Below are 17,697 nucleotides of genomic sequence, written 5' to 3' on the forward strand. Positions count from 1 at the left end.
CCCCGCTCACCGCGAGGTGGTAGGGTCGAGCATTCCTGTAGTGTCGACAAGGAGTCGAGCCATGCGTGTAGTTCCCAGTCTGTTGGCAGCCTCCCTGGGGTTGGTGCTGGTCGCGTGCCAGCCGGCCCAGGCACCCGCGGCGGGCAGCAATGACGCCCCGCCTGCCACGGCGCAGCCGAGCGCCAACACGGAAGGTGGCAGCGAGACCGCCTACCAGTGTGGTGATCTGAGTGTGGGCGCGACATTCAATGGCGAGGATGCTGCCACGCTGGTGATCGGCGACCGTAGCTTCGCCATGACCTCCGAGCGCGCGGCATCCGGCGCCAAGTACAGCGATGGTCTCGGCAACAGCTTCTGGACCAAGGGCAGCGATGATGGCCTGCTGAGCCTGAAGGGCGAACCGGATCGCGAGTGCCATGCGGTGGAAGCTACCGAAGGCGATGGCAGCGCCGGCAATGCGGCATTCCGTGCCACCGGCAATGAATCCGGCTGGCTTGCAGTCGTCGACGGCGATGCGCCGGGCCTGCAGGTGGAGGTCGATTATGGCGAGCGCCGCTTCGACGTGGCCAAACCCACCCAGGGCGCTGATGGATGGAGCGGAAAGGCGTCCGACGGCACCGACGTCAAGCTCAGCTTCCAGCGCACCACCTGCCAGGATGACATGAGCGGCGAGGCGTTCGAGGCCAAGGCGATGCTGACTGTCGGTACCCGCCAGTACCATGGCTGCGGCAACTTCGGTGCGAAACAGCCGTAACCGCTGCCACCGATGATCCGTCCGCTGCCTGCGGCGAACACGCCGCAGGCAGGAACAGGCAGCCGATCAGCGCAAGGCGCTTAGTCGGCACGGCCGGCGAATTCGCCGGTGGCGGTGTTCACCAGCACGCGTTCGCCATTGACGATGTACTCGGGCACCATGATTTCGATGCCGGTGTTGAGCTTGGCCGGCTTCGGGCGCTTGGTGGCGGTGCCACCCTTCAGTTCCGGCGGCGTCTCGATCACCTCCAGCACCACGGAGGCCGGCAGCTGGATCGCCACCGGCTGCTCGTCGATCACCTGCACGTAGATGCCGGTCAGGCCGTCGGTGATGTAACCGGCGTCGTCGCCGATCACGTCCGCATCCAGGGTGTACGGGGTGTAGTCCTCGTCATCGAGGAAGACGAAGGCATCACCGTCCTTGTACGAATAGGTGGACTGGCGGCGCAGCAGTTCGACCTCGACCAGGTTGTCGTCGGCATCGAAGCTGGCGTCGAGCTTGTTGCCGCCCGGCACGCTGTACATGATGAAGCGGAAGCGGACGTTGCCGCCGCGACCCTGCGGCGAGCTGCGCTCGATGTCGCGGATCTGGTACACGCCGTTGTTGTACTCGACGACGTTGCCCTTCTTGATGTCGTTGGCTTTCATGGTGATCTAGGTCGTTGGGGGAGGGCGCCGTCCCGGCGCCCGGGGGGAATCACTTCGGAGCGAGGCGGGTAGCGCCGTCCAGGCGGATGGTCTCGCCGTTGAGGTAGGTGTTGCCGAGAATGAAGCCGACCAGACTGGCGAAGTCTTCCGGCTTGCCCAGGCGCGACGGGAACGGGATCGAGGCGGCCAGCGACTGCTGCACGGCTTCGGGCATGCCATCGACCATCGGCGTCCAGAACACGCCAGGAGCAATCGTATTGACGCGGATGCCGAAGCGCGACAGTTCGCGCGCCATCGGCAGCGTCATCGACACCACGCCGCCCTTGCTGGCCGCATACGCGGCCTGGCCGATCTGGCCTTCATAGGCAGCGATGCTGGCGGTGTTGATGATCACGCCGCGCTCGCCGTCTTCGCCGGCGTCGTTGTGCTGCATGCGGTTGGCCGCGGCCTTGGCGACGTTGAAGCTGCCGACCAGGTTGACCATCACCGTGCCCTGGAAGCCGGCCAGCGGCATCGGGCCTTCCTTGCCGAGCACGCGACCGGCGCCGAGGATGCCGGCGCAGTTCATCGCCACGTTCAGGCCGCCGAGGAAATCGTGGGCCTGGTCGATGGCTGCAGCCACGGCCGCCTCATCGCTGACGTTGACATTGAAATAGCGGGCCTTGTCGGCACCCAGCCCGGCAACGGCAGCTGCACCCTTGTCGTCGTTGAGGTCGAACAGAGCCACCTTGCCGCCCTGGGCGACGAGGTGCTGGGCCACGGCCAGGCCGAGGCCGGAGACGCCGCCAGTGATCACGGCACGTACGGAAGACAGCTGCATTGCACGGTCCTGCAGGTTCGAGAACCGCCGATTCTAACGGAAGCGGCGACCGTCGCCGTTGTGCGCTGCGCCGCCCGAGCGGGAGCGGCGCAGCGGGGTGCTCAGCCGGTCGCTGCGAGCGCCTGTCCGGTGCGGCTGGCGGTGGCACGGCCGAGCAGGCCGGCCAGCCAGCGGCCGGTCTCGGCCAGTACCGGCAGGTCCACGCCGCTGTCCAGGCCCAGGCCCTGCAGCAGATAGACCACGTCCTCGCTGGCGACGTTGCCGCTGGCACCCTTCGCATACGGGCAGCCACCGGCGCCGGAGACCGCGCTGTCGACCACGCGCACGCCTTCTTCCAGGCAGGTGGCGATGTTGGCGATGGCCTGGCCGTAGGTGTCGTGGAAGTGCACGGCCAGTGCCGTCATCGGAATCTCGGCGGCAACCGCCTGCAGCATCGCCCGTGCCTTGCGCGGGGTGCCGACGCCGATGGTGTCGCCCAGCGAGATTTCGTAACAACCCATCTGGTGCAGGGCGCGCGCCACCCGCACCACGTCGGCCAGTGGCACCTCGCCCTGGTAGGGGCAGCCGAGTACGGTGGAGACATAGCCGCGCACGCGTACGCCATCGGCGGCGGCGCGGCGCAGGATCGGCTCGAACCGGGCCAGCGACTCGTCGATGCCGGCATTGGTGTTGGTGCGGTTGAAGGCCTCGGACGCAGCGGTGAACACCGCCACTTCCTCCACGCCCACCGCGCGGGCGCGGTCGTAGCCCTGTTCGTTCGGCACCAGTACAGGGTAGTGGATGCCGGGGCGGCGCTGGATGCCGGCGTAGACCTCGGCGGCATCGGCCAGCTGCGGAATCCACTTCGGGCTGACGAAACTGGTCGCCTCGATGCTGCGCAGGCCGGTGGCCGACAGGCGGTTGATCAGTTCGATCTTGTCGGCGGTGGACACCGACTGCTTTTCGTTCTGCAGGCCGTCACGCGGGCCGACCTCGACGATGCGGACGTAGTCGCTCATGCAGCTACCTCGCCGACGGGGCGATGGCAGACCGCTTCGATGTTGTTGCCGTCCGGGTCGAGCACGAAGGCGGCGTAGTAATCCGGGTGGTACCACGGGCGCAGGCCCGGCGCGCCGTTGTCGCGGCCACCGGCGGTGAGGGCGGCGGCGTGGAAGGCGTCCACCTGCGCGCGGCTGGCGCAGGCGAAGGCCACGTGCACGCCGTGGCTGGCGGTGCCGCCATTGCCGAGCCAGAAGAACGGCTTGCCGTCGCTGCCGAAGCCGACGTGGTCGTGGTCGCCGGTCAGTTCGGCGCTCACTTCCATCACCACGCCGATCTGCAGTGGCGCCAGTGCCTGCAGGAAGAAGGCCTTGCTGCGCGCCAGGTCGGCGCTGGTCAAACCAAGATGATCGAGCATGTTCAGGCTTCCGTGACCCAATGGGGGGCGCGCTTGTCGAGGAAGGCGCCCAGGCCCTCCTGGCCCTCGGCGGACACCCGCAGGCGCGCGATCAGGGCGGCATTATCGCGATCCAGGGTGTCGCGGTCATGGCTGTCCCGGACCTGCCGCACCAGCTGCTTGGCGGTGGACGAGGCGATCGGGCCTGCCTTGTCGAGCAGGGCCAGCTGGCGTTCCAGCGCCTCGTCCAGGCGCTCGGGTTCGACCAGCTGGTGGACCAGGCCGATCCGCAGTGCGGTCTCGGCATCGAAGTGCTCGCCGGTGGCGAACCATCGACGGGCCTGGCGTGGGCCGATGGCCTCGATCACATAGGGGGAGATCACCGCCGGCAGCAGGCCCAGGCGGCTTTCGGTCAGGCCGAAGCGGGCCACGGTGCTGGCGATGGCGATGTCGCAGCAGGCGACCAGGCCGACACCGCCGCCGAAGGCCGCGCCGTGGACCCGTGCCAGGGTCGGCTTGGGCAGCTCGTCCAGGGTGCGCATCAGCCGGGCCAGGGCCAGCGAGTCCTCGCGGTTATCGGCTTCGCTGGCCGCAGCCATGCCGCGCATCCACTGCATGTCGGCGCCGGCCGAGAAGGAGGCGCCATGGCCGGCCACCACCACGGCCCGGATCGAATCGTCCCGTCCGGCGGCCTCCAGCGCGGCGGTCAGCCGGGCGATCAGGCTGGCGTCGAAGGCATTGTGCAGTTCCGGCCGGTTCAGCCAGAGGGTGATGACGGCGCCGCGGCGCTCGATCTGCAAAGCATCGTTCATGGGATTCCAGGGTCACTCCATACCTGTATGGATCATAGCGGGCCATTGGTCATGGGCCATGACGCGACGCGGGAATGTTAGAATCGAGAACCATTTACATCCAGCAGAGAACACGCTAGATGACGCTGTCCGAACTGCCGCTGCACACCTCGGCCGTGGTCGAGTCCGTGCAGGACCTGCACGCCAACGATGCCATCGCCCGTCGCCTGCGCGAGCTGGGTTTCGTCAATGGCGAGGAAGTGCGCCTGGTGGCCAAAGGTCCGGTGGGGGGCGAGCCGCTGCTGGTGCAGGTCGGGTTCACCCGGTTCGCGCTGCGGATCAGTGAGGCCAAGCGCATCGTGGTAGACGCCAACCGCCAGGAGCGACGCGCATGAGCGCTTCCGCTGCCACCGCCCCGCTGCGCATTGCGCTGGTCGGCAACCCCAACAGCGGCAAGACCGCGCTGTTCAACCAGCTGACCGGCAGTCGGCAGAAGGTCGCGAACTACACCGGCGTCACCGTAGAGCGCAAGGAGGGCCGCCTGCGTGCGCCGTCCGGCCGTGAATTCGCGGTGCTTGATCTGCCGGGCGCCTACAGCCTGCATCCGGCCAGCCTGGACGAGGCGATCACCCGCGACCTGTGCCGGGGCTTCTACCCGGGCGAAGCCGCGCCGGACGTGCTGCTGTGCGTGATCGACGCCACCAACCTGCGCCTGCACCTGCGCTTCGCGCTGGAGCTGCGTGAGCTGGGCAAGCCGATGGTGGTCGCGCTGAACATGGTCGACGCCGCACAACGCCGCGGCATCCAGGTGGATGTGGCCGCGCTGGAACGCGAGCTGGGCGTGCCGGTGGTGGAGACCGTGGCGGTGCGCAAGCAGGGCGCCAAGGCCTTGGTCGAGCGCCTCGATGCGATGGTGCCGCACCTGGATGCGCCGGTGCCGGGCCCGGAAGGTGGCATCGACTACCACGCCAAGGTGCGCGAGATCCTTTCGGTCGCCGTGCGCATGCCGGCGCGAACCGCGAAGATCGACGACGCGCTGGACCGCTGGCTGCTGCACCCGGTGTTCGGGCTGATCAGCCTTGCGGTGGTGATGTTCCTGATCTTCCAGGCGGTGTATGCCTGGGCGACGCCGTTGATGGATGGCATCGAGGCTGGCTTCGCCTGGCTCGGTACTCTCGTTGGCAGCGTGTTGCCGGAGGGTCCGCTGGCCAGCCTGCTGACCGACGGCATCATCGCCGGTGTCGGTGGCGTGGTCGTGTTCCTGCCGCAGATCCTGATCCTGTTCTTCTTCATCCTGGTGCTGGAGGAATCCGGCTACCTGCCGCGCGCGGCGTTCCTGCTCGACCGCATGATGGCCGCTGCCGGCCTGTCTGGCCGCTCGTTCATCCCGCTGCTGTCCAGCTTCGCCTGCGCGGTGCCGGGCATCATGTCCACGCGCAGCATCCAGGACCCGCGTGACCGCCTGGCCACCATCCTGGTCGCACCGCTGATGACCTGTTCGGCGCGCCTGCCGGTGTACGCGCTGCTGATCGGTGCGTTCATTCCGCAGAAGACCGTGTGGGGCGTGTTCAACCAGCAGGGCCTGGTGCTGTTCGGCCTGTACGCCGCCGGCATCCTCAGTGCGCTGGCGATGTCGTGGATCATGAAGAAGTGGCGCCGCGACAAGAGCGAGCATCCGCTGATGCTGGAGCTTCCGTCGTACCGGCTGCCGCATGCGCGCGACCTGGCGGTGGGGCTGTACGAGCGCGGCATGATCTTCCTCAAGCGCGTCGGCGGCATCATCCTGGCGCTGACCATCCTGCTGTGGGTGCTGCTGTCGTTCCCAGCGGCGCCGGCGGGCGCCACGATGCCGGCCATCGACTATAGCTACGCCGGCCAGATCGGCCATGCGATGGCGGTGTTCTTTGCACCGCTGGGCTTCAACTGGCAGATCTGCATCGCGCTGATCCCGGGCCTGGCCGCGCGTGAGGTGGCGGTGTCGTCGCTGGCGACGGTGTATGCGCTGTCGGCGGCGGATGACGATGCGGCCAGCCAGGCACTGACCCCGTTGATCAGCGATGGCTGGTCGCTGGCCACGGCCCTGTCGCTGCTGGTCTGGTACATCTACGCACCGATGTGCATCTCGACGCTGGCCACCATCAAGCGCGAGACCAACTCGTGGAAGCAGATGGCCTTTGCCGCGTTCTACCTGTTCGCCGCAGCTTACGTGGCGGCGCTGATCACCTACCAGGTGACCAGGGCGCTGGGAGGTAGCTGATGGATACCGGGCTGCTGATCCAGTACCTGATCATCGCGGTGGCCGTGCTGGTCAGCGCCTGGGTGGTGCTGAAGAAGCAGTTCCCCGGCACGGTGCGCACGCTGCGCGGTGCCTTGGCGCTGGCTCTGCTGAAGCCGGGCCGCCCGGCCTGGGCGCAGGCGCTGGGGCGGAAGATCGCGCCGCCTGCCAGCGGAGGTGGCGGTGCCTGTGGCGGTTGCGACAGTTGCGGGCCGACCAACAAGAAGTAGCGTCGAGCCATGCTCGACGGCGGCTGTGCGGCGGGTGCGAACTTTCGGCCTGTGGGTGCGAACCTTGGTTCGCACGCTTTCCGGGGTTCAGACCTCTTTGCGGATGATCGCGCGAAAGCGTCCCTCCTGCTGCATCCGCCGTACCGAGGCGCGATTTCCATGGGTCGCTGCGAAGCCCGCCACGTCGGCAAGGGCATTGAGCAGCAGGCGCTTCATCGCGTTGCGATCGCCAGCATCGAGCAGGTCATGAAGATCCTGCTGGGTGAAAGCCCGGCGCAGGCCTGGCGTCTCTTCGATACGCCAGTCGACATGCGGCGTGGGGATGCTGGAGCGGTACCTGAAAGCCGTTTCAAGATCGTCGGGCGTGAGGGGGTGCACGAGCAACTCTGGAAAGTAGAGTCCAGCATTCACATAGAAACCGCGGCTTTCGCTGGCGCGTTGGTGATTCACGACAAGCAGGGCGTCATCCAGCAAGCGGTAGCGGGTGGTCGTGGTCCCGGCATAGCCGGTCTTCCTGGCGCACTTGCTGAAGACGGTCGCGGATTTCATGGGCGTTGCCTGGGCCGGAAGAGGGGACCACAGCCTTGAGTGGCCGCGTTTCTGCGTCCAGTGGTAAACGCGACATCTACGGTGTCGCATGCGCTCCGCCTGGTGCAGTCAAGAGAGGCGTACCCAGGGAGGAACGAGCATCCATTGCGCGGAAGGTCACCCAGCGTCGCAGTGACGGCGCTTGCCGGAGCAGGCGTGCTGCCGCTAGCCTGCAGGCATGAACCAGACTCCCCTGCGATTGCTCATTCACGGCGCCTCCGGGCGCATGGGCCAGGCCCTGCTGCGGCTGGCCGCCGAACATCCCGAAACCCTGCAGATCGTGGCCGCCGTGACCGGCCGTGCGCCGGCGCAGCGCGTGGTCGACGGCGTGCCGTTCTTTGGTGCCAGCGAACTGTCCGGTGCGCCGGTGTTCGACGTGGCCATTGACTTCAGCCTGCCGGAGGGCTTCGACCCGATGCTGGCGCTGTGCGTGGAACGCGGCGCGGGGCTGGTGTCGGGTACCACCGGCATCTCCGGCACGCAGCGGCAGGCGCTGGATGCAGCAGCGGCGAAGATCCCGTTGGTCTGGGCGTCGAACTTCAGCCTGGGCGTGGCGGTGCTGGACGAGCTGGTGGAGCGCGCCGCGCAGGCGCTGGCCGGCTGGGACTGCGATATCGTCGAATCGCACCACACGCAGAAGAAGGACGCACCGTCAGGCACCGCGCTAACCCTGGGCGCGGCCGCGCAGCGCGGCGGAGCGGAGCCGCATTACGCGAGCCTGCGTGCTGGCGACATCGTAGGTGAGCATCTGGTGCAGTTCACCGGGCTGGGCGAGCGCATCGAGCTGGTGCATAGGGCCACCAACCGCGACATCTTCGCCCGCGGTGCGCTGTTCGCCGCCCGCCAGCTGCAAGGCCGGGCCCCGGGCAGCTACCGGGTGCGGGACCTGCTGGCGTAAGGCGGTAGTGCCGGCCGCTGGCCGGCAACCCAGGGTCACGGGACGCCGATGGGATTGCCGGCCAGCGGCCGGCACTACCGGGTGGCGGGTGCCGCATACGCGGCCGCATTGAGATGAATGCGCAATCGCCTGTTCATATAGCGCGATAACCGCTGGCGCGAGCGCCCCGGCAGCGTTACAATTCGCACTCGCCGAATCACGAAAGCCGGACCGGTCCCAGACCGCACGTCCGCGCTTTTTTGCAACCGGATTTCCGTGAAGCGCAGGCGTGACTTCGGCAGCCCCCTCGGTAGCCAAAGTGAGATTCCCGTGACCCAAGCCGCAATCCTCGTCCTCGAAGACGGCACCGTATTCGAGGGCGAATCCGTAGGCGCGCCCGGCCTGTCCGTCGGTGAAGTGGTGTTCAACACCGCCATGACCGGCTATCAGGAAGTATTGACCGACCCGTCCTACGCCCGGCAGATGGTCACGTTGACCTATCCGCATATCGGCAACACCGGCATGACCGACCAGGACGATGAAGCGTCCAAGGTGTGGTCGGCCGGTCTGATCGTGCGCGACGTCCCGCGCCGTCCCAGCAACTGGCGCAGCCAGCTGTCGCTGCAGGACTGGCTGATCCAGCGGGGCGTGGTCGCCATCGCCGGCATCGACACCCGCAAGCTGACCCGCATCCTGCGCGAGAAGGGCGCGCAGAACGGTGCGCTGATGGCCGGCGACATCGACGTGGAAAAGGCACTGGAAGCCGCCCGCAAGTTCCCGGGCCTGAAGGGCATGGATCTGGCCAAGGTCGTCACTACCGAGAAGACCTACACCTGGACCGAGGGCCAGCTGGACCTGGATGCCAATGCTTTCGTCAGCGTGCCGGCCCGGTTCAAGGTCGTGGCCTACGACTTCGGCGTGAAGACCAACATCCTGCGCATGCTGGCCGAGCGCGGCTGCGAAGTGACCGTGGTGCCGGCGCAGACCCCGGCCGCCGAAGTGCTGGCACTGAAGCCGGACGGCGTGTTCCTGTCCAATGGCCCGGGTGACCCGGAACCGTGCGACTACGCCATCGACGCGATCAAGGCCTTCATCGACGTGAAGATCCCGACCTTCGGCATCTGCCTGGGCCACCAGCTGCTCGGCCTGGCCTCTGGCGCGAAGACCATGAAGATGGGCCATGGCCACCACGGTGCCAACCACCCGGTGCAGGACCTGGACAGTGGCCGGGTGATGATCACCTCGCAGAACCACGGTTTTGCGATCGATGAGGCAACCCTGCCGCCGACCCTGCGCGTGACCCACCGTTCGCTGTTCGACGGCACCAACCAGGGTGTCGCCCGCACCGACGTGCCGGCGTTCTCGTTCCAGGGCCATCCGGAAGCATCCCCGGGCCCGCACGATGTCGGTCCGCTGTTCGACCGCTTCGTGGTGCTGATGGAGCAGGCCAAGGCGTGATCAGTACGCCGCCGGCCTGCCGGTGGCGTCGCGATGGACCGTAAACCCCGCATCGCTGCTGCCCCTGGCGCGGCGCTGCGGATCAAGATTCCTGATCGACAGCGTGCGATCACCCCCCTTGTCACGCTGTACTGACTTAGAGAAGAAAATGCCCAAGCGCACTGACCTCAAGACCATCCTCATCATCGGTGCTGGCCCGATCGTCATCGGCCAGGCCTGCGAGTTCGACTACTCCGGCGCCCAGGCCTGCAAGGCCCTGCGTGACGAGGGTTACCGCGTGGTGCTGGTCAACAGCAACCCGGCCACGATCATGACCGACCCGGAGATGGCCGACGCCGTCTACATCGAGCCGATCAACTGGCAGACGGTCGAGAAGATCATCGCCAAGGAAAAGCCCGATGCGCTGCTGCCGACCATGGGTGGCCAGACCGCGCTGAACTGCGCGCTGGACCTGGCCGACAACGGCGTGCTGGAGAAGTACAACGTCGAACTGATCGGCGCCAAGCGCGAAGCGATCCGCATGGCCGAAGACCGCGAGCTGTTCCGCGTGGCCATGGGTGAGATCGGCCTGGAGTGCCCGACCGCCGCCGTTGCCCACACCCTGGACGAAGCGCTGGAAATCCAGACCCGCGTCGGCTATCCGACCATCATCCGCCCCAGCTTCACCCTGGGCGGCAGCGGTGGTGGCATCGCCTACAACCGCGAAGAGCTGGTCGAGATCGTCAGCCGCGGCCTGGAGCTGTCGCCGACCACCGAAGTGCTGGTGGAAGAGTCGGTGCTGGGCTGGAAGGAGTTCGAGATGGAAGTTGTCCGCGATACCGCGGACAACTGCATCATCGTCTGCTCGATCGAAAACCTCGACCCGATGGGCGTGCATACCGGTGACTCGATCACCGTGGCGCCTGCGCAGACCCTGACCGACAAGGAATACCAGCGCCTGCGCGATGCCTCCATCGCCGTGCTGCGCAAGATCGGCGTCGATACCGGTGGCTCGAACGTGCAGTTCGGCATCAACCCGAAGACCGGCCGCGTGGTCGTCATCGAGATGAACCCGCGCGTGTCGCGTTCCTCGGCGCTGGCGTCCAAGGCCACCGGCTTCCCGATCGCCAAGGTCGCCGCCAAGCTGGCCGTGGGTTACACCCTAGACGAACTGAAGAACGAGATCACCGGTGGCCTGACCCCGGCCTCGTTCGAGCCATCCATCGACTACGTGGTCACCAAGATCCCGCGCTTCGCCTTCGAGAAGTTCCCGGCCGCCGATGCCCGCCTGACCACCCAGATGAAGTCGGTGGGCGAGGTGATGGCGATGGGCCGTACCTTCCAGGAGTCGGTGCAGAAGGCCCTGCGTGGTCTTGAGACCGGTAAGGTCGGCTTCGACCCGACCGGCCTGGACCTGGCCAACGAAGACGACCTGCAGACCCTGCGCCGCGAGTTGAAGGCGCCGGGCCCGGAGCGCCTGTTCTTCGTCGCCGACGCGTTCCGCGCCGGCATGAGCGTGGAAGAGATCTACGCACTGTCGTTCATCGACCACTGGTTCCTGGACCAGATCGAGGAAATCATCGCTGCAGAAGGCGAAGTCGCTGCCGGTGGCATCGACGCGCTGGACGCCGCACGCCTGCGCAAGCTGAAGCGCGCTGGCTTCTCCGATGCGCGCCTGGCGCAGCTGACCGGCACCAATGAAGCCGCCATCCGCGCGCTGCGTCGTGCGCACAAGGTGCGCCCGGTCTACAAGCGCGTGGACTCCTGCGCCGGCGAGTTCTCCACCGGTACCGCCTACCTGTACTCGACCTACGAGGACGAGTGCGAGGCCGCGCCGAGCAACCGCGACAAGATCATGATCCTGGGTGGTGGCCCGAACCGCATCGGCCAGGGCATCGAGTTCGACTACTGCTGCGTGCACGCGGCACTGGCGCTGCGCGAGGATGGCTATGAAACCATCATGGTCAACTGCAACCCGGAAACCGTGTCGACCGACTATGACACCTCCGACCGCCTGTACTTCGAACCGCTGACCCTGGAAGACGTGCTGGAAATCGTCGAACTGGAGCAGCCGAAGGGCGTGATCGTGCAGTACGGCGGCCAGACCCCGCTGAAGCTGGCGCGCGCGCTGGAAGCCAACGGCGTGCCGGTGATCGGCACCAGCCCGGACTCGATCGACCTGGCCGAAGACCGCGAGCGCTTCCAGCAGCTGGTCGACAAGCTGGGCCTGAAGCAGCCGCCGAACCGCATCGCCCGCAACGACCAGGAAGCCCTGCTGCTGGCCCGCGAGATCGGCTACCCGCTGGTGGTGCGCCCGAGCTACGTGCTGGGTGGCCGTGCGATGGAAATCGTCTACGGCGAAGCCGACCTGGCCCGCTACGTGCGCGACGCGGTGAAGGTGTCCAACGATTCGCCGGTGCTGCTGGACCGCTTCCTCGACAACGCCGTGGAGTGCGACGTCGACATCATTGCCGATGCCCAGGGCAACGTCCTGATCGGCGGCGTGATGGAGCACATCGAAGAAGCCGGCGTGCACTCGGGCGATTCCTCGTGCTCGCTGCCGCCGTACTCGCTGTCGGCTGAAACCCAGGCCGAGCTGCGCCGCCAGGTGGTGGAGCTGGCCAAGGCCCTGAACGTGGTCGGCCTGATGAACACCCAGTTCGCGATCCAGACCAGCGACGAGGGTGCCGACACCATCTACCTGCTGGAAGTGAACCCACGTGCCTCGCGCACTGTGCCGTTCGTGTCCAAGGCCACCGGCATGCCGCTGGCCAAGATCGCCGCGCGCTGCATGGCCGGCAAGAGCCTGGCCGAGCAGGGCGCGACCAAGGAAATCGTACCGGACTACTACTCGGTGAAGGAAGCGATCTTCCCGTTCGCCAAGTTCCAGGGCGTCGACCCGATCCTCGGGCCGGAGATGCGCTCCACCGGTGAGGTGATGGGCGTGGGCCGCAGCTTCAACGCCGCCTTCGCGCGTGCGCAGGAAGCCGGTGGCATCAAGGCACCGCCGGTCGGCAAGGCCTTCGTTTCGGTCCGCGATCCGGACAAGAAGCGCGTGCTGCCGGTGGCCAAGGCGCTGCTGGCGCGTGGCTACAGCCTGGTCGCGACCCGTGGCACTGCCGCGTGGCTGCAGCAGCATGGCATGGACTGCGAGATCATCAACAAGGTGGTCGAAGGCCGTCCGCACATCGTCGACTCGATCAAGAACGGCGAGATCGTCTACATCGTCAACACGACCGAAGGTCGTTCGGCGATCAACGACTCGTTCTCGATCCGTCGCGAGGCGCTGCAGCATCGCGTCACCTACTCGACCACCATTGCCGGCGCCAAGGCGCTGGTGGATTCACTGGAATTCCGCGGCACCGGCCCCGTCTGGTCGCTGCAGGAGCTGCACAAGGAGTTGAATGCATGAGAGCCCCCATCACGATGAAGGGCGCGCAGAAGCTGCGCGACGAACTGGATCACCTGAAGTCGGTCAAGCGCCCGAAGGTGATCGCCGCCATCGCCGAAGCGCGTGAGCATGGCGACCTGAAGGAGAACGCCGAGTACCACGCCGCGCGCGAGGAACAGGGCTTCATCGAAGGCCGCATCAAGCAGCTGGAAGGCGAGCTGTCGCACGCCGAGATCATCGACGTGAGCAAGCTCAACGCCGGCTCCAAGGTGGTGTTCGGCGCCAGCGTGACGCTGGCCGACGTGGAAACCGACGAAGAGAAGAAGTACCAGATCGTCGGTGACCTGGAAGCGGACATCAAGCTGGGCCTGATCGCGATTTCCTCGCCGGTGGCGCGCGCGATGATCGGCAAGCTGGAAGGCGATTCGATCGTGATCGACGCCCCGGCCGGCCAACGCGAGTACGAGATCGTCAGCGTCAGCTACGTGGACTGACCCGGTGGCAACGGCGACCCTGCTGTTGCCGGCACGCAGCCGCTTTGCCGCGGCTGCGCTGCCGGACGATGTGGCGCGCGCGCTTGGCCGCGCCACGACGGTGCAGGTCGCACCGGGTGAACGCGCGCAGCTGACACGCCATTTCTCGGTTGCCGCGCCGCACTGGCCGGTGGCCGCGTTGACCCGCCAGCGCGACGTCGGCGATGCCGCCGGCGCCAGCTGGCTGCGTGCCGATCCGGCCTGCATGGTGCCGGACATGCATGGCGCGCGGATGATGGCCTACGGCGAAACGCTGCGACCGACGCTGGCCGACAGCCTGGCGTTGCTGCCGGTGTTGCAGCCGTTGTTCGCCGACGCCGGCTTCGTGCTTGACGCACCCGATCCTTCGCGTTGGTATCTGCGGCTGCCGATCGACAGCGAGCTACCGGACTTCGACAGCCCCGACGAAGTGCTGGGTGATGACCTGTTCTCGCACCTGCCGGAAGGGCGGGGCGGCCGTCGATGGCGGGCGCTGATGACCGAGGCACAGGTGCTGCTGCACAACCATTCCTGGAACCAGCAGCGCGCCGCGCAGGGGCAACAGCCGATCAATTCGCTGTGGTTCTGGGGCGGTGGCGTGATGCCGGTGTCGGTCAGCACGCCGCACGCACAGGTGCGCAGCCGCGATGCCCTGCTGCAGGGCCTGGCCCTGGCGGCTGGCGTAGCCGTCGATGGCGAGCAGGCGGTGGATGCACTGATCGACCTGCGCCAGCTGCGTTCCCTGCAGCAGCTCGGCAACGATGCGATCCGTCCGCTGCTGGCCGCGCTGAAGCGCGGCGAGCTGCAGCGGCTGGTGCTGGATTTCGAGGACGGCCTGCAGTTCCAGCTGGATCGCGGACAGCGCTGGCAGTTCTGGAAGAAGCCGCGCCAGCTTCACGACTGATCGGGGCTCGGCCGAGCGGGGTCGGATCCGTTTTCCATCGGAAAAGGGCTATGACCCCCAGGGTATGCCGGGGTTGCCGGCCAGCGGCCGGCACTACCGCAGGTAGCGGCGCCTCAACGGACCTCGCTCACCACCGTTGGCAGCGTCCAGTGCCCGCCCGCAACGCCCCGGCACTGCCCGGTAGTGAACACTCTGGCCTTCACGAAACGCGTTCCATCCCAGACCCAATCGTGGCCGGAGAAGCAGTCGCCGACGCCGCGCCCGCGAAAACGACCGCTCAACGTGGCGTCGTCGCGATCGAAGTCTTCCGCATCGGACGTGACGAAGCGTGCTTCGTACGGCGCCTTGTCCTGCACTACCCAGTAGCCGTTGCTGAAGTTGTAGGCACCCACGAAGCAACTGGTGCTTGCCAGTACATGCTGGGCGTCCAGTCGCTGGATCTCGATCTCATCTGTCCCGCCATCGCTCGGGCGGCCGCACTCATCCGGCTTCGGCAGGCTGGCGATCAGCGCCTTGCGCAGGCCCGGTGCCTTGGCCAGTGCCGCGTCCGAGGCGCGCGATGCCACCAGCGTGCCGCGCACGATCACTGGCACCGGCAACGCCGCAGGCACGCTTGCTTCGGGCTTGTCGCCACGCCGTACCAGCGCACCGGGCGTTCCCAGCCGGCCCTGGGCCTCGTCCATCTTCAGCAGTACGGCTGCTGCACCGCTGTCGGAGATCGGCCACGCCTTGCCCTTGCCGTCGATGATCTCGATGCGTGCCTGGCGCGGCAGTGCGGCGACCAGTGCATCGGTCTGTGCCTGCTGCAATAACACTTTTTCCCCGTCGCCCGTGTCGCGCACCGGGCCCAGGTCCTTGCCGTTCAGGCGCAGGCGCAGCGCCCCGGTCGGCGTCGGGCTTTCGCCATTCTCGCCATTGCGCAGCCGCGCGAGCACCTTCGTACCCGGGCCGCCCGCGCGTTCCAGCATCAGGCTGAGCAGATTGCCGGGTTGTTCCGGACTGTAGCCGGCGGCGCGGCAGGTGCGGGTGTTGTCACAAGCCAGCGACCAGTCGTTGTGTTCGAATTCGACCCCGGGCCTGGGCTCAGGCGTGGCGGAGTGGGCGGCCGGCGCCACGGTGAGTGCCATCAGCGCGGTCAGCAGGGTGCGGGTCATGGATGGAAGTCCGTTCCAGGGCAGGCAAGCATGGAAGATGCGGTCGTGAAATCCAAATGCTGCTGGCCGAAGAGCCAAGGTGCCTCGTCAGCAGCGGCAGCCGACTGGGAGAGTGGTGCACGTTATGATGTGCAGGTCTTTCGTAACCGGCGATGCCGATGTCCCTTGCCGCCGATGCTGTGCAGCCCGCCTCTGATACGCCGATGATCCGCCGCCGCGATGCGGTCGTACCCGGCAGTTGGCCGGAGGGCACGCTGCCGCTGCTGGCGCGTCTCTATGCCAGCCGTGGCGCAGGTACACCGGAGTTGGCGCAGCCGAAGCTGGGCAATCTGCACGCGCCTGAGCTGCTGACCGGCATCGATGATGCGGTGGGTCTGCTGATCGAGGCCATCGCCAACGACAAGCGCATCCTGGTGGTCGGCGATTTCGATTGCGATGGCGCCACCGCCTGTGCGGTCGGCGTGCGCGGTCTGCGCATGCTCGGTGCGCAACACGTCTTCCACGCGGTGCCGAACCGCATGGTGCATGGCTATGGCCTGTCACCGTCGCTGGTGGAAGAGCTGGCCGCGCTGCAGCCGGACCTGCTGGTCACGGTCGATCACGGCATCGCCTGCCATGCGGGCGTGACCGCGGCCAAGGCACGCGGCTGGCAGGTGCTGGTCACCGACCATCACCTTCCCGGGCCGCAGCTGCCGCCGGCCGATGTCATCGTCGATCCGAATCTGGACGGTGATGCGTTCCCGAGCAAATCGCTGGCAGGCGTCGGCGTGATCTTCTACGTGCTGATGGCGCTGCGCCGGCACATGCGCGAGGCAGGTGTCTTTGCGGATGGCAAGGGCCCGGACTTGACCACGCTGCTGGACCTGGTGGCGGTCGGGACCGTTGCCGACCTGGTGGCGCTGGATCCGAACAACCGGGCACTGGTCAGCGCGGGCCTGCGGCGTCTGCGCGCGGGACAGGGCTGTGTTGGCCTGCGTGCGCTGATCGAAGCCAGCGGCCGTGATGCCGCGCGGCTGACGGCCACCGACATCGGCTTCGCGCTCGGCCCGCGCCTGAATGCCGCAGGCCGGCTGGAAGACATGGCGCTGGGCATCGCGTTGCTGCTGACCGAAGACCCGCGCCAGGCGCGCGAGATCGCGCAGACGCTGGAGCAGATCAATTCGGAACGGCGCGCCGTGCAGCAGTCGATGACTGACGACGCCGAGCAGGCGTTGACCCGCGTGGTGCTGGACATGGCCGGTCAGCGACCGGTGGCGGCCTGCCTGTTCGATGCTGACTGGCATCCGGGTGTGGTCGGCCTGGTCGCATCGAAGATGAAGGATCGCCTGCATCGCCCGGTGATCGCCTTCGCCCCGGCCGAACCCGGCGCCGAGATCCTGCGAGGCTCGGCGCGCTCCATTCCCGGCCTGCACATCCGTGACGCCCTGGCGCTGGTCGATGCGCGCCATCCGGGCCTGATCGAACGCTTCGGTGGCCACGCCATGGCGGCCGGCCTCAGCCTGCGGCGTGACCACGTCGATGACTTCAAGGCCGCCTTCGTCGCGGTGGTGCTGGAAATGCTCGATCCGGCGGCACTGCAGCAGCAGGTGCTCAGTGACGGCGAGCTGGCCGCGGACGAGCTCGATCATCGCCACGCCGATGCGCTGCGGTTGGCCGGCCCATGGGGCCAGGGCTTCCCCGAACCCCTGTTCGACGGCCACTTCGAAGTGGCCAACTGGCGCGTGCTGAAGGAGCGCCACCTGAAGCTGGAACTGCGCCTGCCGGGCGTGCCTGGCACGATCAACGCGATCCACTTCGGCGGCTGGCACGGCAATGCGCCCGGCCGACACGTGCACCTCGCCTACCGGCTGGCCTGCGACGACTATCGCGGCGGCAGCGCCATCCAGCTGATCGTGGAGCACTGCCTGCCCACCTGAGAAAAAAGGGGACGGAGGGGATTAAG

General features: G+C 67.2%; 17 protein-coding genes. 10 read left to right on the top strand and 7 right to left on the bottom strand.

Annotated elements, in window-relative coordinates:
- Nucleotides 1-61 precede the first annotated feature (61 nt).
- Nucleotides 62-754: a COG3650 family protein gene (locus VG543_RS13240; protein ID WP_423178512.1), complete on the top strand. Its 693-nt coding sequence runs from the start codon at nucleotides 62-64 to the stop codon at nucleotides 752-754.
- Nucleotides 755-834: 80 nt separating this feature from the next.
- Here the strand turns inward: VG543_RS13240 and yeiP are convergent, their stop codons facing one another.
- From yeiP to VG543_RS13265, 5 genes are all read right to left on the bottom strand, one after another.
- Complete coding sequence (gene yeiP / locus VG543_RS13245; protein ID WP_005409468.1) at nucleotides 835-1,401, bottom strand: elongation factor P-like protein YeiP; 567 nt, start codon at nucleotides 1,399-1,401, stop codon at nucleotides 835-837.
- 49 nt (nucleotides 1,402-1,450) lie between these two features.
- Complete coding sequence (locus VG543_RS13250; RefSeq protein WP_014646983.1) at nucleotides 1,451-2,221, bottom strand: SDR family oxidoreductase; 771 nt, start codon at nucleotides 2,219-2,221, stop codon at nucleotides 1,451-1,453.
- Nucleotides 2,222-2,322: 101 nt separating this feature from the next.
- The gene (locus tag VG543_RS13255) at nucleotides 2,323-3,219 is read right to left on the bottom strand and encodes a hydroxymethylglutaryl-CoA lyase (RefSeq protein WP_423178513.1); all 897 of its coding nucleotides are present in this window, start codon (nucleotides 3,217-3,219) and stop codon (nucleotides 2,323-2,325) included.
- The gene (locus tag VG543_RS13260) at nucleotides 3,216-3,617 is read right to left on the bottom strand and encodes a VOC family protein (protein WP_019661453.1); all 402 of its coding nucleotides are present in this window, start codon (nucleotides 3,615-3,617) and stop codon (nucleotides 3,216-3,218) included. Before VG543_RS13260 ends, VG543_RS13255 begins: the two co-directional genes overlap by 4 nt.
- A gap of 2 nt (nucleotides 3,618-3,619) precedes the next feature.
- Entirely contained in the window at nucleotides 3,620-4,408 is a 789-nt protein-coding gene (locus VG543_RS13265) for an enoyl-CoA hydratase-related protein (protein WP_312545011.1), read from the bottom strand.
- 119 nt (nucleotides 4,409-4,527) lie between these two features.
- Here VG543_RS13265 and VG543_RS13270 point away from each other — a divergent pair, with 119 nt between their 5' ends.
- From VG543_RS13270 to VG543_RS13280, 3 genes are read left to right on the top strand one after another with little or no spacing between them, the layout of a single operon-like run.
- Nucleotides 4,528-4,782 (top strand): FeoA family protein, encoded by a 255-nt coding sequence (locus VG543_RS13270; RefSeq protein ID WP_312545010.1) that lies wholly within the window; start codon nucleotides 4,528-4,530, stop codon nucleotides 4,780-4,782.
- Nucleotides 4,779-6,644, top strand: coding sequence for a ferrous iron transporter B (feoB, locus tag VG543_RS13275; RefSeq protein WP_423178514.1), 1,866 nt, complete (start codon nucleotides 4,779-4,781; stop codon nucleotides 6,642-6,644). Before VG543_RS13270 ends, feoB begins: the two co-directional genes overlap by 4 nt.
- On the top strand, nucleotides 6,644-6,892 hold the full coding sequence (locus tag VG543_RS13280) for a DUF6587 family protein (RefSeq protein ID WP_423178515.1): 249 nt from the start codon (nucleotides 6,644-6,646) through the stop codon (nucleotides 6,890-6,892). Before feoB ends, VG543_RS13280 begins: the two co-directional genes overlap by 1 nt.
- An 87-nt stretch (nucleotides 6,893-6,979) precedes the next feature.
- Here the strand turns inward: VG543_RS13280 and VG543_RS13285 are convergent, their stop codons facing one another.
- On the bottom strand, nucleotides 6,980-7,441 hold the full coding sequence (locus VG543_RS13285; RefSeq protein ID WP_019661458.1) for a DUF4304 domain-containing protein: 462 nt from the start codon (nucleotides 7,439-7,441) through the stop codon (nucleotides 6,980-6,982).
- Between the two features lie 217 nt (nucleotides 7,442-7,658).
- Here VG543_RS13285 and dapB point away from each other — a divergent pair, with 217 nt between their 5' ends.
- The 5 genes from dapB (at nucleotide 7,659) to VG543_RS13310 (ending at nucleotide 14,601) form a co-directional block, all read left to right on the top strand.
- A complete protein-coding gene (gene dapB / locus VG543_RS13290; protein WP_423178516.1) occupies nucleotides 7,659-8,378 on the top strand; it encodes a 4-hydroxy-tetrahydrodipicolinate reductase in 720 nt (239 codons plus the stop codon).
- Nucleotides 8,379-8,687: 309 nt separating this feature from the next.
- A complete protein-coding gene (carA, locus tag VG543_RS13295) occupies nucleotides 8,688-9,815 on the top strand; it encodes a glutamine-hydrolyzing carbamoyl-phosphate synthase small subunit (RefSeq protein ID WP_134731724.1) in 1,128 nt (375 codons plus the stop codon).
- Between the two features lie 148 nt (nucleotides 9,816-9,963).
- Entirely contained in the window at nucleotides 9,964-13,206 is a 3,243-nt protein-coding gene (gene carB / locus VG543_RS13300; protein ID WP_019661462.1) for a carbamoyl-phosphate synthase large subunit, read from the top strand.
- Nucleotides 13,207-13,214: 8 nt separating this feature from the next.
- Nucleotides 13,215-13,679 carry a transcription elongation factor GreA gene (gene greA / locus VG543_RS13305; RefSeq protein ID WP_026347191.1) on the top strand — a complete coding sequence of 155 codons (465 nt, stop codon included), beginning with the start codon at nucleotides 13,215-13,217 and terminating at the stop codon, nucleotides 13,677-13,679.
- 4 nt (nucleotides 13,680-13,683) lie between these two features.
- Nucleotides 13,684-14,601: a phosphoglycerate mutase gene (locus VG543_RS13310; protein ID WP_423178517.1), complete on the top strand. Its 918-nt coding sequence runs from the start codon at nucleotides 13,684-13,686 to the stop codon at nucleotides 14,599-14,601.
- A gap of 113 nt (nucleotides 14,602-14,714) precedes the next feature.
- Here the strand turns inward: VG543_RS13310 and VG543_RS13315 are convergent, their stop codons facing one another.
- Entirely contained in the window at nucleotides 14,715-15,755 is a 1,041-nt protein-coding gene (locus VG543_RS13315) for a DUF1176 domain-containing protein (protein ID WP_423178518.1), read from the bottom strand.
- 158 nt (nucleotides 15,756-15,913) lie between these two features.
- Between VG543_RS13315 and recJ the strand changes: the two genes are divergently transcribed.
- On the top strand, nucleotides 15,914-17,671 hold the full coding sequence (gene recJ / locus VG543_RS13320; protein ID WP_423178519.1) for a single-stranded-DNA-specific exonuclease RecJ: 1,758 nt from the start codon (nucleotides 15,914-15,916) through the stop codon (nucleotides 17,669-17,671).
- Nucleotides 17,672-17,697 lie beyond the last annotated feature (26 nt).

The sequence above is a fragment of the Stenotrophomonas sp. CASM101 genome, from assembly GCF_049384845.1.
GTDB classification, from domain to species: Bacteria; Pseudomonadota; Gammaproteobacteria; order Xanthomonadales; family Xanthomonadaceae; genus Stenotrophomonas; species Stenotrophomonas hibiscicola.